The 13,886-nt window shown below is 50.3% G+C and carries 17 protein-coding genes and 4 pseudogenes; 8 read left to right on the top strand and 13 right to left on the bottom strand.

The window, feature by feature from the left end; translation table 11 throughout:
* The first annotated feature begins 91 nt into the window (after positions 1–91).
* Entirely contained in the window at positions 92–1,129 is a 1,038-nt protein-coding gene (locus NM96_00785; protein AVR80220.1) for an alcohol dehydrogenase AdhP, read from the top strand.
* Positions 1,130–1,215: 86 nt separating this feature from the next.
* Here the strand turns inward: NM96_00785 and NM96_00790 are convergent, their stop codons facing one another.
* From NM96_00790 to NM96_00800, 3 genes and pseudogenes are all read right to left on the bottom strand, one after another.
* Positions 1,216–1,563 carry a hypothetical protein gene (locus NM96_00790; protein AVR78093.1) on the bottom strand — a complete coding sequence of 116 codons (348 nt, stop codon included), beginning with the start codon at positions 1,561–1,563 and terminating at the stop codon, positions 1,216–1,218.
* A 6-nt stretch (positions 1,564–1,569) separates the two neighbouring features.
* On the bottom strand, positions 1,570–1,761 hold the full coding sequence (locus NM96_00795; GenBank protein AVR78094.1) for a zinc-finger domain-containing protein: 192 nt from the start codon (positions 1,759–1,761) through the stop codon (positions 1,570–1,572).
* Between the two features lie 122 nt (positions 1,762–1,883).
* Positions 1,884–2,010: pseudogene (locus NM96_00800) on the bottom strand (IS5/IS1182 family transposase).
* 69 nt (positions 2,011–2,079) lie between these two features.
* On the opposite strand from NM96_00800, the gene NM96_00805 reads away from it, so the two are divergent.
* A complete protein-coding gene (locus NM96_00805) occupies positions 2,080–2,574 on the top strand; it encodes a DUF4375 domain-containing protein (protein ID AVR78095.1) in 495 nt (164 codons plus the stop codon).
* Between the two features lie 82 nt (positions 2,575–2,656).
* Here the strand turns inward: NM96_00805 and recO are convergent, their stop codons facing one another.
* Positions 2,657–3,397: a DNA repair protein RecO gene (recO, locus tag NM96_00810; GenBank protein AVR78096.1), complete on the bottom strand. Its 741-nt coding sequence runs from the start codon at positions 3,395–3,397 to the stop codon at positions 2,657–2,659.
* A gap of 47 nt (positions 3,398–3,444) precedes the next feature.
* Between recO and NM96_00815 the strand changes: the two are divergent.
* Positions 3,445–3,589: pseudogene (locus NM96_00815) on the top strand (IS5/IS1182 family transposase).
* 149 nt (positions 3,590–3,738) lie between these two features.
* On the opposite strand, the gene NM96_00820 reads toward NM96_00815, so the two are convergent.
* The 3 genes from NM96_00820 to NM96_00830 all read right to left on the bottom strand — a co-directional run bounded on the left by NM96_00820 (position 3,739) and on the right by NM96_00830 (position 6,607).
* Positions 3,739–4,074, bottom strand: a complete 336-nt coding sequence (locus NM96_00820) for a nucleoid-associated protein, YbaB/EbfC family (GenBank protein ID AVR78097.1) — start codon at positions 4,072–4,074, stop codon at positions 3,739–3,741.
* Positions 4,075–4,214: 140 nt separating this feature from the next.
* Positions 4,215–6,395 carry a DNA polymerase III subunit gamma/tau gene (locus NM96_00825; protein ID AVR78098.1) on the bottom strand — a complete coding sequence of 727 codons (2,181 nt, stop codon included), beginning with the start codon at positions 6,393–6,395 and terminating at the stop codon, positions 4,215–4,217.
* Positions 6,341–6,607: a hypothetical protein gene (locus tag NM96_00830; protein AVR78099.1), complete on the bottom strand. Its 267-nt coding sequence runs from the start codon at positions 6,605–6,607 to the stop codon at positions 6,341–6,343. Before NM96_00830 ends, NM96_00825 begins: the two co-directional genes overlap by 55 nt.
* On the opposite strand from NM96_00830, the pseudogene NM96_00835 reads away from it, so the two are divergent.
* Positions 6,594–7,307: pseudogene (locus tag NM96_00835) on the top strand (aldose epimerase). The gene NM96_00830 and the pseudogene NM96_00835 sit on opposite strands and share 14 nt — an antisense overlap.
* A gap of 66 nt (positions 7,308–7,373) precedes the next feature.
* Here NM96_00835 and mltB read toward each other — a convergent pair.
* Positions 7,374–8,456, bottom strand: coding sequence for a lytic murein transglycosylase B (gene mltB, locus NM96_00840; protein AVR78100.1), 1,083 nt, complete (start codon positions 8,454–8,456; stop codon positions 7,374–7,376).
* On the opposite strand from mltB, the gene NM96_00845 reads away from it, so the two are divergent.
* Positions 8,389–8,559, top strand: coding sequence for an FMN-dependent NADH-azoreductase (locus NM96_00845; GenBank protein ID AVR80221.1), 171 nt, complete (start codon positions 8,389–8,391; stop codon positions 8,557–8,559). The genes mltB and NM96_00845 overlap by 68 nt on opposite strands.
* A gap of 9 nt (positions 8,560–8,568) precedes the next feature.
* On the opposite strand, the gene NM96_00850 is transcribed toward NM96_00845, so the two are convergent.
* The 4 genes from NM96_00850 to NM96_00865 are packed head-to-tail and all read right to left on the bottom strand — an operon-like array spanning position 8,569 to position 9,945.
* Positions 8,569–9,021 carry a 50S ribosomal protein L9 gene (locus NM96_00850; GenBank protein AVR78101.1) on the bottom strand — a complete coding sequence of 151 codons (453 nt, stop codon included), beginning with the start codon at positions 9,019–9,021 and terminating at the stop codon, positions 8,569–8,571.
* 16 nt (positions 9,022–9,037) lie between these two features.
* A complete protein-coding gene (gene rpsR, locus NM96_00855) occupies positions 9,038–9,268 on the bottom strand; it encodes a 30S ribosomal protein S18 (GenBank protein ID AVR78102.1) in 231 nt (76 codons plus the stop codon).
* Between the two features lie 6 nt (positions 9,269–9,274).
* The gene (priB, locus tag NM96_00860; GenBank protein AVR78103.1) at positions 9,275–9,571 is read right to left on the bottom strand and encodes a primosomal replication protein N; all 297 of its coding nucleotides are present in this window, start codon (positions 9,569–9,571) and stop codon (positions 9,275–9,277) included.
* A gap of 2 nt (positions 9,572–9,573) precedes the next feature.
* Positions 9,574–9,945 (bottom strand): 30S ribosomal protein S6, encoded by a 372-nt coding sequence (locus NM96_00865; GenBank protein ID AVR78104.1) that lies wholly within the window; start codon positions 9,943–9,945, stop codon positions 9,574–9,576.
* A 212-nt stretch (positions 9,946–10,157) separates the two neighbouring features.
* Here NM96_00865 and NM96_00870 point away from each other — a divergent pair, with 212 nt between their 5' ends.
* A complete protein-coding gene (locus NM96_00870; protein AVR78105.1) occupies positions 10,158–11,462 on the top strand; it encodes a serine--tRNA ligase in 1,305 nt (434 codons plus the stop codon).
* A 204-nt stretch (positions 11,463–11,666) separates the two neighbouring features.
* Here NM96_00870 and NM96_00875 read toward each other — a convergent pair whose 3' ends face one another.
* Positions 11,667–12,428 carry a hypothetical protein gene (locus NM96_00875; GenBank protein AVR78106.1) on the bottom strand — a complete coding sequence of 254 codons (762 nt, stop codon included), beginning with the start codon at positions 12,426–12,428 and terminating at the stop codon, positions 11,667–11,669.
* Between the two features lie 18 nt (positions 12,429–12,446).
* Here NM96_00875 and NM96_00880 point away from each other — a divergent pair.
* Both NM96_00880 and cysB read left to right on the top strand, forming a co-directional pair.
* Positions 12,447–12,628, top strand: a pseudogene (locus NM96_00880) (hypothetical protein).
* Positions 12,629–12,867: 239 nt separating this feature from the next.
* On the top strand, positions 12,868–13,818 hold the full coding sequence (cysB, locus tag NM96_00885) for a CysB family HTH-type transcriptional regulator (protein ID AVR78107.1): 951 nt from the start codon (positions 12,868–12,870) through the stop codon (positions 13,816–13,818).
* Positions 13,819–13,886: the final 68 nt, after the last annotated feature.

Genomic DNA, 13,886 nt, shown 5'->3' on the forward strand with positions numbered 1-13,886 from the left:
GTATTCTCATTCAGAGGAAGGGCGTTATTCCGATTCCGCCTGTCCCACCATTTACGGATTTCTTACGAATGCCAAGGAGAACACCATGAAGATGCAAGCAGTTGTTGTGAATCAAAATGTAGCAGGTGATGTAGAAGTTGTAGAACGCGAAGTACGCCCGTTGGAATACGGCGAGGCGTTGGTTGAAGTCGAATGTTGCGGCGTGTGCCATACCGACCTGCACGTTGCGGCGGGCGACTACGGCGAAAAACCGGGACGCGTGTTGGGACACGAAGGCATCGGTATCGTCAAAGAAGTTGCTCCGGGCGCGAATGCACTGAAAGTCGGCGACCGCGTCAGCATCGCATGGTTGTTCCAAAGCTGCGGTTCGTGCGAATACTGTAATACCGGCCGCGAAACCTTGTGTCGTTCCGTATTGAACGCAGGCTACACCGCCGACGGCGGCATGGCGACCCACTGTATCGTCGATGCAGACTACGCCGTCAAAGTACCCGACGGCCTCGACCCTGCGCAAGCTTCCAGCATTACCTGCGCCGGCGTAACCACTTACAAAGGCGTGAAAGTTTCCGGCGTGCGTCCGGGACAATGGATTGCCATTTACGGTGCGGGCGGTTTGGGTAACTTGGGTGTCCAATACGCGAAAAAAGTATTCGGCGCACACGTCGTCGCCATCGACATCAACGATGAAAAACTGGCATTCGCTAAAGAAAGCGGCGCTGATTTAGTCATCAACGCCGCCAAAGAAGACGCTGCCAAAGTGATTCAGGAAAAAACCGGCGGTGCACACGCAGCCGTTGTCACCGCCGTATCCGCCGCCGCGTTCAATTCTGCCGTGGACTGCGTCCGTGCAGGCGGCCGCGTCGTTGCCATTGGTCTGCCGCCCGAATCTATGGACTTGTCCATCCCGCGTCTGGTCTTGGACGGCATCGAAGTGGTCGGCTCGCTGGTCGGTACGCGCAAAGACTTGGAAGAAGCCTTCCAATTCGGCGCAGAAGGCTTGGTCGTACCGAAAGTCCAACTGCGTGCTTTGGACGAAGCTCCGGCGATTTTCCAAGAAATGCGCGAAGGCAAAATCACCGGCCGCATGGTTATCGACATGAAAAAAGAATGCGGCTGCGGTCATCATTAATTTGATGTAGGCAGTTGAATAAAAAGGTCGTCTGAAACCTTGTTTTGGGGTTTCAGACGACCTTTTGATAAGAACTTCAGACAGGATTATTCGATGATTTCGGTGAAGACGACGGTTTTGCCGCCGCGGGTAAGCGTGGCGAAGCCGTCCTGAAGCTGCCATATTGTGCTTGCATTGCGGTATTCCGTGGTTTTGGTCATCGAATGGGTTTGCGTCAGTTTTTCGACCGTACTTCCCTGACGCAGTTCGACCGTCATCGGGCTGTTGCTGTTGACGTAGATGGCGGAGATGCGGCTGCCGTCGGCGGCTTGGTAGCGGATGGCGTTGTTTTGCGCTTCGGCGACGACGGCGAGAGGGGCATCGGGGCGAACGGCTTTATACGAACCGCAGGCGGTACACAGTCCGAGCAACAGCAGGAGGGCGTATCTCTTCATAGCGTCTCAATAATGGTGGTGGGGAATGTGGCCTTCGAGATGGTAACGCGTCCCGCAGTAGGGGCATTCGATGTCGCTGTCGGACTGAATCGGGAGGAAGACGCGCGGATGACCGTTCCAAGTTTCGTGGTTGGGGCCGGAGCAGTGCAGCGGCAGGTCTTTGGGGTAGATAATGACGGTTTCGGTGTTTGCGTTCATGATTTTTCCTTGGTAAGTCCGACCTTATTGTACGATATATCGCCTGTTTGTGCAGCGCAAAAGGTCGTCTGAAAATGGGTTTTGGTTTGATAATGCTTTGGTTATATAGTGGATTAAATTTAAATCAGGACAAGGCGACGAAGCCGCAGACAGTACAGACAGTACGGAACCGATTCACTTGGTGCTTCAGCACCTTAGAGAATCGTTCTCTTTGAGCTAAGGCGAGGCAACGCCGTACCGGTTTAAAATTAATCCACTATAATGCGGTTTTTATGATGAATTAGCTTTAAATCGCTTTATTTTCAAACGGGCTTTAACATGACGACACTTTTCCGGCAGGATGATTTGAACCCTCAAGACGCTGCAGAATTTCTCTACACATTGAGCGCGGCGTATTTGGATTATACGGATGCGGCAGGCGATGAGGAAATGCGGTGTTTGAACGACGAGCAGCACACGCTGACGGCTTACTGCTATTTGGACAGCCAAGTGCAGGAGGGCGGCTTTGTGCAACTGATTGCGGCGGGTTACGGCGAATATGTGTTCCATAACCCCGTCGCCGACAGCCTGCGCCGCTGGCGGATTAAACCGACACCTAAGATTTTGGATAAGGCAAAGGCTTTATACGGGCGGGACGGCGCAAAAATCGAGGAAATGGCGGACAGAGGGGCATCTTTGGACGAGATTCGTGCTAAGTTTCCCGATTTTGAGGAATTGGACGGCGAATATTACGAAATCGCGGACGACGATATGGCGGCGGCTGTGGCGTATGTGTTGGCAAATTGGGAGAAGTTTGCGGAGATCGCGGATTGATGTGCGCGGTATGCTTTTGATTTTCCGCATCAGTATGAAACTAAGAGAAAAAATCGAAATTTAAAAGGTCGTCTGAAAAGGATTAAATACCGAAACTGAATTGCTGGAGCTGTTGCAAAACCTGTCTGGATTTAATGCCTTCGGGCAGGAGGTTGTCAATCAGCAGGCGCGTGATTTTTAGCGACTGTCCGAGACTTTCGGGGTGGGTGAAATCGCCTTCGCGCAACTGAATCAAGATGTCGCCGCTGACGGCAACACCATGGTTGCGCGGATTGAAGCGTTCAGCTTCTTCGATCGGGACAACCGCGTTTTCAGGCGTCAGCCAGTAGGTTTCTTCGGCGCGGATTGCTTCGCCGTTGCCATCGTGGAACAAATCGGGCGCGAATCCCAAACGGGTAAGTAAAGCCCATTCGAAACGCCGCAGCGCAGCGGTATGGCTGTTTTCACCGCATACCGCCCGCATCACTGCTTCCAGAGCGTCGTAAAGCTCGGGTATCGGGTCTTCGCGAGCCGTCAGTTTGAGCATTAGTTCGTTGATATACAGACCGCTGAACAAAGCCCTGCCTTGCGGCTGCGGCCAGCCGCCTATCCACTCTGCACGATGCAGCGTTTTCAACTCTTGCGAACCGTACCAAGAGGCGCTGACCGGTACAAACGGCACCAATACGCCGCGCAACTCGCTCTGCCGCTTGCGCGCACTTCTCGCCAGTAAAGCCACGCGCCCGTAACGGCGACTGAACACTTCCACCCATAAACTGCTCTCGCGCCAAGGGGCAGAAGCAAGCAGGAAGACGGGTTCGTGGTTGATACGCTGGTTGGTCATGGGCAGTTGGCGTTGCTGGGGAAGGGTGGAAAAGGGCGGTTGATTGTATGGTGTATAGTGGATTAACTTTAAACCGGTACGGCGTTGCCTCGCCTTAGCTCAAAGAGAACGATTCTCTAAGGTGCTGAAGCACCAAGTGAATCGGTTCCGTACTATCTGTACTGTCTGCGGCTTCGTCGCCTTGTCCTGATTTAAATTTAATCCACTATATTTTACCAAAGCGGGCAGGGGTCGTCTGAAAATATTGGACGGGTGTCGATTTGTTAAAACGATAATCCTAAGGTCGTCTGAAACTGCTTTTTGGCGTTTCAGACGACCTTTATTTGCTTTGCGGCGCGGGTTTAACGGAAGAAGTCGCCCATGCCTGCGGGCAGGCCTTGGGTGAATGCACCCATGGTTTTGTTGGTGGTTTCTTCGGCTTTTTCAGAAGCGGCGTTGATGGCGGCGAGCACCAAATCTTCGAGCATTTCTTTGTCGTCTGCGGCTTCTTGAATCAGGTCGGGGCTGATTTCGAGTTTGCGCACGACGTGGGCGCAGGTCATGACGACTTTAACCAAGCCGTTGCCTGCTTCGCCTTCTACTTCGGTCTCGGCAAGTTTCGCTTGCGCTTTTTTCATGTTTTCCTGCATTTGCTGCGCCTGTTTCATCAGGCCGCCTAATCCGGCTTTTCCGAACATATTTAAAACTCCTGTGGTTGAATCGTTAAGGTTATGGGGTCATACCGTTTGGTGTGAAGGGTCGTCTGAAAGCGGGTTGACGGTTTTCAGACGACCTGAATGTTTATGTATCCGAAGGGAAACGGAAGTTTTCGATGCCGTTATTCCGCTTGCTCCGCCAGTTCCAAAGAATCGGGCTGCCATTGGGCTTCGAAAACTTTTAAAACCTGACGCGCGGTTTCGTCGGCTTCGAGCAAATCCTGTGCCTGCTGCCTGCCTTCGAGCTGGAGGCGTTGGCGGCGCATGGTCGGGGTTTCCCAACCTGCATCGTCGCGCCATGGTTCGGTTTGCAATTTCAACGGCAGGCCGTAGGCTTCGGCAAGCGTGTTTTTGATTTTGTCGAGCCGCTCTTTGTTGGCGGTGGCGCGGGCTTCGTCGGTCAGCGACAGCATCATCAGATGGCTGCCTGCGTCGTAGTGCGTCCATGCGGCGTGTTGCGCCAGCATTTGCGCGGCGCCGAGCTTGCGGGCGAAGTGTCGGACGATTGCCGCCCAGTTTTCAGTAGAAAACTCGGGCAGCGGGGCGAACTGCGTGCCGTCTTCGTCGTCGCTGTCTTCTTCGGCTTCCGATTCTGCTTCTGCCGTATCGGCAGGGACGGCGTGTTCCCAATCCGGCGGCGGGGGCATTTCCGCGCTATCCGCTACAGGGTAGTCATGCTCGGGCGAACCGTAATCGTAGAAAGGCTCTGCGGGAGCTTCATGCACAAATGCTTCTGCTTCCACGGTTTCTTCAATCGGGGTCGTCTGAATAGGGTTTTCAGACGACGTTTGAGACAAGGAAACGTCGGCTTCGTTGTTTGCTGCCCCGTAATCGGAAACTTGGTTTTCAGACGACGTTTCGGCTTGAGGGGTCGTCTGAAACGGCGTTTCTGCTTCGTTTGCGGACGGAGTGTTTGTCTCTGCTGCGTCAGAGGTCGTCTGAACGCTCGCATCCGCCGTTTGCACAGGCGTGTCCGATACGGTTTCCACATCGCTCGGCGCGTCTTCCCAAGGTGGAACGTCGTTGTTTCCTTGAGTTGAAATCGGTTCGGCAACCTTGTTTTCAGACGACGTTGCAGGCGTGGAGGTCGTCCGAACGGGTGGTTTGGCGGCTTCAGACTGGGGAAGTTGCAAAGGCTTTTTTGCGGTATGGACACCCGTTTCGGCAGAATGCAGCTCGGTATTTTCGATATGTCCGCCAACGTCGTGCGCATCCGCTGCCAACGGGGCAAACGCAAGCATACGCAGCAGGGTCATGACGAAGCCAGCGTATTCGTCGGGCGCAAGGCTCAAATCCTGTTTGCCGTGGATAGTGCATTGATAATAAAGCTGGATTTGTTCGCCGCTGAGTGCCTGGCTTAGTTGCAACAGGGTTTCGCGCTCAGGGTCGTCGTGTGCCAAAGCGGAAGGAACCGCCTGTATCAAGGCGAGGCGTTGCAACAGCATGGCAAGTTCGCTCAACGCGCTGTCAAAGCCGATGGCGCGCGCCGCCATTTCCTGCGCTTTCGCCAGCAGGGCTTCGCCGTCTTGGTTGACGATGCCCGCCAGCAGTTCGTACAGATATTGCTTGTCCACCGCGCCTATCATTTGGCGGACGTCTTGTTCGGCAACGCTGCCCGAACCCATGGCAATGGCTTGGTCGAGCAGGCTCAGGGCATCGCGCATCGAGCCTGCGGCGGCACGGCCTAAAAGTTGCAGGGCGGCGGGTTCGTAGGCGATGTTTTCGTTGTTTAAAACATGGGCAAGGTGGTCGGCAACCTGTTGCGAAGTCATGTTGCGCAAGACAAATTGCAGGCAGCGGCTCAAAACGGTAATGGGGACTTTGTGCGGATCGGTGGTCGCAAGGATGAATTTGACGTGTTCGGGCGGCTCTTCCAGCGTTTTCAGCATGGCGTTGAACGCGCTTTTGGAGAGCATATGTACTTCGTCGATGATATAGACTTTGTATTTGCCGGCGGTCGGCGCGTATTGGGCGTTTTCCAATACTTCGCGGATGTTGTCGATGCCGGTATTGGAGGCGGCGTCGATTTCCAGCAGGTCAACGTAGCGTCCGGTGTCGATTTGCGTACAGCTTTGGCACACGCCGCAAGGTTCGCCGTGTTGCGCGTTTTCGCAGTTCAGGCTTTTCGCCAGAATACGGGCGATGGTGGTTTTCCCGACCCCGCGCGTACCGGTCAGCAGGTAGGCATGGTGAAGGCGGCCTTCGTCCAGCGCGTTGCGCAAGGCTTTGACGACATGTTCCTGACCGACTAAATCGGCAAAGGTTTTCGGACGCCATTTACGGGCAAGAACTTGATAAGCCATAAGGTTTTCTCTGCTGGAAATAAATCGGAAGGTCGTCTGAAAAGTGGTTGAACGCCTTTCAGACGACCTTGGAAAATGATGGGTATTTTAGCATTTTTTTGATTTTTATTAAGGATTTTCTGTCTGCATATCAGGAAAGGCGCGTGTATATTCGTTAGAATATTACAAAATCTAAAATATCTTGAAGAACAAATCACTATGTCTGAAATCATCTTACGCAATCATTCCGCATCCATGCAGATAAACACCCTGGGCGCATATGTGGACAATTTGGTTTTACACGGTCGAGAAGTGTTATTCCCGAAAACCAGCGTCCAAGTCGGCACTGACACAAAATTACGCGGCGGGATGCACGTCTGCCTGCCGTAGTTCGGGCCGGACAGTAAAAACCATTTGGCGCAACACGGTTTCGGCAGAACCTCTACTTGGCAAATCCGTTATCAAAACGAATCGGATGTCGGCTTGAGATTAATCAGTACGGCAAAGGGCTACGAAAACGTCGAGTGGCTGCTGGATTACAGCCTGCCGAACGAAAACGAAGCAGTCGCCACGCTGACCGTCTGCAATTACGGCGACGCGCCCGTGCGCACTTCACCCGGTTTCCATCCCTATTTCCCCGCCGTCGGCACCCAATTCGATTTCAACGGCGCACCCTACGACGCCGACTATATCGCACACACGGAATTTGTCGCTTCACCGTCGGATACACATGTTGCGTTTGACGGACTGAAACTCGACATCCGAACGCAAAACCTGCCCGTTTACGCGCTTTGGAGCGACCGAAACGGACAATACACCTGCGCAGAGCCTACCGCCAAAGGCAACGCCTTTTTATCGCCTGCGCGCGGTGGGCAGTTTGTCTCGGGGCATGGCAAAAAGCGTTACGGCATGAAAATCCGTTTGATTGCTTGAATTTGGAGTGGATTTGTTTCAGGCCCTCAAATAAAAAACCACCTTGGAGAAGGTGGTTTTTAAACATTACAAACCGTTGTTGTTGATTGCATTCGCAATGTCGCGCACGGCGGTAACATACATTCGGCTGTTGTTATACTGCCAAACCGTATAGAAATTATTCAGACCGAGATAATATTCAAATACGCCCGGACTAGTTTCCAAGCTGAATAAAACGGCTTTCTCATTGTCGGCAACCGCTTTTTGCGGAACCACGCCCATCGCTTTGAAATCGGCAACAGTACGGTTCAATGCGGTTTTTTCATCAATGATGGCTTTTAAATCGGGCGTAATTGTCAGATTGACGGGAACAATCATTTTGCCGCCTGTTTTCCAACCGTGCTGCTTCATATAATTGGCAACAGAGGCGGCAACGTCGCCGATATTGTTCCAAATATCACGGTGTCCGTCGCCATCATAATCGACCGCCCATTTGCGATAGCTCGAAGGCATGAATTGCGGCATCCCCATCGCGCCCGCATAGCTGCCTTTGAAGTCAAAAACGTTCTCTTTTTCTTCTTTCGCCATCAGCAAAAGCTCAATCAGCTCGTTTTGGAAAAACTCGGCGCGACGCGGATAATCAAAACCCAAGGTACTCAAAGCATCGGCAACGCGGAAGCTGCCCGTGTTTTTACCGTAGTTGGTTTCAATGCCGATAATCGCCACAATCAGCTCGGCAGGTACGCCGTATTTGCGTGCCACATCATCGATAACGGCACGGTTGGCAGCGTAAAACTGTTTGCCGCCGTTAAATTTCGTCGCGCCGGAGTTGCCCGTGCGGAATTCATACCAAGGGCGGGAAGTTGACGGGCGGTACATGATATTGATGATATTGCCCTTGTAAACCACGCCATTAAAAAAGTTTTGCAGCTCGGCTTCTGTAAACTGCTTTTTCGCTGCCTCATAACGGATAAACTGGCGGACATTGGTATTGGCATTAAAGCCGCTGCTGGCAACCGATTCCGCAGCAGAATCAAAAGCAGGACGCTGGTTTTTGCTTTGATTGATCGGCTCAACCGTTTTAGCAGACTCAACGTTTGTTTTGGTTGTATTGCAAGCAACAAGCAGCAACGCAGTTGATATCGCAAGAGAAGGAATAAGTTTTTTCATATCTGAATTTATAGTCACTAAGGAAGTAGTCTTAATTATGCAAAAAGGTCGTCTGAAAGACGGTAGGAATATACATTCCATTCCCTTTCAGACGACCTTTTAAGACTGTCTATTACTCGGCAGCCGCAACAACAGCAACGGTAATCGCAGCAACAGCGTCAGTGTGCAGAGCCACTTCAACTTCGTACTCGCCTACGGCTTTCAGAGGGCCGTTAGGCAGGCGGACGTTGGATTTTGCAGCTTCAACGCCTGAAGCAACAATCGCAGCAGCGATGTCGGCATTGGTAACGGAACCAAACAGACGACCGTCCACACCGGCTTTTTGAGCGATAGTGATGGTTTGACCGTCCAGTTTTTCTTGACGTGCTTTAGCATCGGCCAAGATTTCGGCTTGTTTGGCTTCCAATTCGGCACGGCGTGCTTCGAATTCTTTCATGTTGGCTTCAGTAGCGCGTTTGGCTTTGCCGGCAGGAATCAGGAAGTTGCGGGCGTAACCGTTTTTCACGGTAACGATGTCGCCCAGGTTGCCCAAACCGCCGATTTTCTCTAACAGAATAATTTGCATGATTTAAACTCCAAAATTATTTGTGTTGATCGGTGTAAGGCAGCAGAGCCAGGAAGCGTGCGCGTTTGACTGCAGTAGCCAATTGGCGTTGGTAATGCGCTTTGGTGCCGGTGATGCGGGCAGGGATGATCTTGCCGTTTTCAGAAATGAAGTCTTTCAGCAAATCAACTTGTTTGTAATCGACTTCTTGGATTTTTTCAGCCGTAAAGCGGCAGAATTTTCTACGTTTGAATGATTGACGAGCCATTGTCGTTTAACCTTTATATTCTTTAATGTTCTGTATGCGGAGTATCGGCCTTGGGAAGCGTTTGCTTCGCTGTGCGAGAAAGCCTTCTGCTTCAACCATCGTATCTTGCCGATACTGCCATTCTTCAGCCTGCTTACCTAAAATACGCGCGGGAATTTCAAAACTGACCAGGCATTTTTGCCCGTTTTCTTCCTGCCAAGATTCATGCTTTAACATAATATCCAAAACAGGGATTCCTGCCGGCGTGTATCTCAAGGATTCAACCTTGTAAATCAAGGCGGTAAGCTTTGTAAGATTATCCAATCTTATTCGGCTGCTGCAACTTCTTCAGCCGCACCGTTCAGCAAGTTTTTTGCTTTTTCGCCGCCCAGCATAGGAGAGGCTTCGGTTACAGCATGTTTTGTTTTGATGGTCAGATGGCGCAGTACGGCATCGTTAAAGCGGAAAGCGGTTTCCAGCTCTTCAACTACTTCAGGAGTAGTTTCGATGTTCATCAAAACATAGTGTGCTTTGTGGATTTTGTTAATCGGGTAAGCCAGTTGACGGCGGCCCCAGTCTTCCAAGCGGTGGATTTTGCCGCCGGCTTCGGCAATCATGGTTTTGTAACGTTCAACCATAGCAGGCACTTGCTCGCTTTGATCAGGATGAACGATAAACACGATCTCATAATGACGCATGTTATCTCCTTATGGATGATTAAATACAGCCTTTTGCCATGCGAAAGCAAAAGGCAAGGTTTGACAAAACGATGGATTCTATCCCATTCTTGCTTTTTCTGCAATGGATGATATGTAAGAAAGGGGTTTTTGAATAAAAGTGTTGTCATGAAAAGATTGGCGATTTGGTTTACAATAATGCCATTTCTGAATTCTATCGAGAGAATAACAAAATGTTAGATATCCAACAGCTCCGCAGCCACACCGCAGCCGTCGCTGAACGTTTGGCGCAGCGCGGTTACGAGTTTGATACCGCACGTTTCAATGCCTTGGAAGAGCAGCGCAAAGCCGTCCAAGTGAAAACCGAAGAACTGCAAGCCTCGCGCAACAGCATTTCCAAACAAATCGGCGCATTGAAAGGACAGGGCAAACACGAAGAGGCGCAGGCAGCCATGGATCAAGTCGCCCAAATCAAAACCGATTTGGAGCAGGCCGCTGCCGATTTGGATGCCGTTCAGAAAGAATTGGACGCATGGTTGTTGAGCATTCCCAACCTGCCGCACGAAAGTGTACCCGTCGGTAAAGACGAAACCGAAAACGTCGAAGTCCGCAAAGTCGGCACGCCGCGCGAATTTGACTTTGAAATCAAAGACCATGTCGATTTGGGCGAACCTTTGGGCTTGGATTTCGAAGGCGGCGCGAAACTCTCCGGCGCGCGCTTTACCGTCATGAAAGGTCAAATTGCCCGCTTGCACCGCGCGCTGGCGCAATTCATGCTCGATACGCACACGCTGAAACACGGCTACACCGAGCATTACACACCCTACATCGTGGACGACACCACCCTGCAAGGTACAGGCCAACTGCCTAAATTTGCAGAAGATTTGTTTCATGTTACCCGCGGCGGTGACGAGAGCAAAAAAACACAATATCTGATTCCGACCGCCGAAGTGACGCTGACCAACACCGTTGCCGACAGCATTTTGGCGGAAGGCGATTTGCCGCTGAAACTGACCGCCCATTCCCCATGTTTTCGCTCTGAAGCAGGCGCATACGGCAAAGACGTGCGCGGTCTGATTCGCCAACACCAATTCGATAAAGTAGAAATGGTGCAAATCGTTCATCCCGAAAAATCATACGAAGCGCTGGAAGAAATGGTCGGTCATGCCGAAAACATCCTGAAGGCCTTGGAGCTGCCCTACCGCGTGATTACCCTGTGTACCGGCGACATGGGCTTCGGCGCGACTAAGACCTATGATTTGGAAGTCTGGGTTCCCGCGCAAAACACCTACCGCGAAATCTCAAGCTGTTCCAACTGCGAAGATTTCCAAGCCCGCCGCATGAAGGCGCGTTTTAAAGACGAAAACGGCAAAAACCGCTTGGTACACACCTTAAACGGCTCCGGCTTGGCAGTCGGCCGTACTTTGGTTGCTGTTTTGGAAAACCATCAAAACGCCGACGGCAGCATCAATATTCCCGCCGCTTTGCAGCCTTATATGGGCGGAGTAGAGAAGATAGAGTTAAGTAATTTTACTTGATGATATGAGGCTTGAAGAGGGTATCCTGAGTAATCTTAGGATACTTTTTTATTTGTTTTTCATTAAGTTTTGTTTATTGATTTTTTTGATTATTTATAGAGGTGGGTGTAAGAGGGGATAAAAAGTCTCTTAATTTGTAGAGGAGAAAATAAAAATATAAGAAAACCCCGCAGAGGCGGGGTTTTGAATTAAAACTGAATTTAGTTAAGGTTTGGCGTAACCGTGTACACCGTTGTAGGGAGAAGGAATCCAACCTTCATCTACTGCAGGACGTTCACCTTGACCTTCAATTGTTTGACCTGGGGCAACTTGTTTGGTAACAGTGCTGCGGATTTTCACGTCAACACGACGATCAGGTTCGATACATGCAATCAAAGCAGCACGTTTTTTGGCTTTGGATACTTTTTTGCCCAGTTTTGCTACTTCTGCTTCACAAGTGGCAGTCATTTGAGCTTGAGATTCGCCAAGACCTACAGCGGAAACTTTGCTGGAAGGAATACCACGGCCAACCAAGTAGTTGGCAACTACGTTTGCACGGCGTTCGGACAGAGCTTGGTTGTACTCTTCTGAACCCATAAAGTCGGTGTGACCTTCGACACGCACAGTTTGAACATTTTCATTGTTCAGGCGTTGGGCTAATGCGTTCAGGTTCTCTTGAGCCTCAGGGCGGAGGTTGTCTTTATCGAAGCCGAACAGTGTTTTAGAAGACAGAGATACGGTTTCATCAACATATTCTGGAGCTTGTTGGACTGCGGCTACTGCTTCACGGTCGCCACATTCGACACGACCTTGGGTTTCTTTGTCGAAATAGCTGTTTTTCCAGCATTCGCCATAGTTGTTGCGGACAACTTCTTGAGACTGGCTGCTTACGGTGTAGCCGTGTTTGGTATGCGGTTCGCTTGCCATTGCGGTGCCGGAAGCAACCAATGCAACGAACAATGCGCTTAATTTCAGCTGTTTGGTCATTTTATTCCCTCATTTAAATTGTTATGCGGCGGGTGTTTAAGAACCGCTGCAAATTACCAATATACAGGCCGCAGCATACTAAGCAGCGGCAAATCGGATATATCAGTTTGCACTATAAAGAAGCATGGTGCCTACTGTCAATACTCAATGCCTCATACAATCATGAAACTGCCTGCTTCCTAGCTTCGAATCATGCCTAAAAATCAAGTTTGTGTCATTTATTTATGGGTAAATCGGAGTTTGTTGCCATTTGTTGTTGTATGAAGGATACAGTTTGTACTGAGGGAAATGTTGGTTTCGATAATCGGTTTGTATAGTACTATTTAAAACAAAAGTTTTTATTTGAGGTGAGGGTGCTGCCGACAATTTAGGAAAAATATGTTAAATTGTCTGCCATTTGTCGTACAAATCATACAAATATATAGAACACGAGCCGTTTATGAAATTACAGCAATTACGGTATGCATTGGAGGTGTACCGGCATAATCTGAATGTGTCTGAAGCTGCTGAAGCCCTTTTTACCTCCCAGCCGGGTATTTCCAAGCAAATCAGGCTTCTTGAGGAGGAGTTGGGCGTACAGATTTTTATCCGCAGCGGCAAACGCGTGGTTTCTGTGTCGCAGCCCGGCAAGGCTGTGTTGGAAATTGTAGAACGGATTTTGCGCGATGTGCAGAATATTAAAAATATAGGCAGTGAGTTTACTGATCATGACAGTGGTTCGTTGATTGTTGCGACGACTCATACGCAGGCACGTTATGCCCTGCCTTTGATTGTGGCGGAATTTGTCAAACGTTATCCGAAGGTAACACTGACCATCAAGCAGGGCAGTCCTGCGGCCATCGCCCAGATGGTTAGTAACGGAGAGGCGGATATTGCGATTGTAACTGAGCGTATCGATGAGCATCCGGAGTTGGGTAAATTAACTTGTTATGAATGGAATCATGCGGTTATCGTGCCGCATGAACATCCTTTGTTGGATTGTAAAAATCCTTTGAGTATTGAGGATTTGGCCTCTTTTCCCTTGATTACTTATGAATTTGCGTTCAATCAGGGGAGTAGTATTGCCCGGGCTTTTAATAAAGCCAGATTAGAGCAGCCCGATGTTGTGTTGTCGGCAGCGGACACGGATGTTTTAAAGACGTATGTCCGTTTGGGTCTTGGTGTCGGGTTGATGGCGAAGATGGCTTACGATCCTGAGAATGACACGGATCTGGAATTAGTGGACGCCTCACATTTGTTTGAGTCGTCTCCAACTTGGATTGCCGTTAGGAAAGATACCTATCTTAGGGGGTATGCATATGATTTTATAGAATTGTTCGCGCCTAAGTTGACGCGTGAAGTGGTCGATAGAACGCTTTATACTCCAGTAGTCGAGGACTTTTCTATTTGATTGTTTAGTTGAAATACGCCTGATGGGGCAAGAGGTCGTCTGGAAACGGGCGGTTTTGATTTTGTCAG

It is taken from the genome of Neisseria mucosa (assembly GCA_003028315.1).
Lineage (GTDB): Bacteria > Pseudomonadota > Gammaproteobacteria > Burkholderiales > Neisseriaceae > Neisseria > Neisseria mucosa.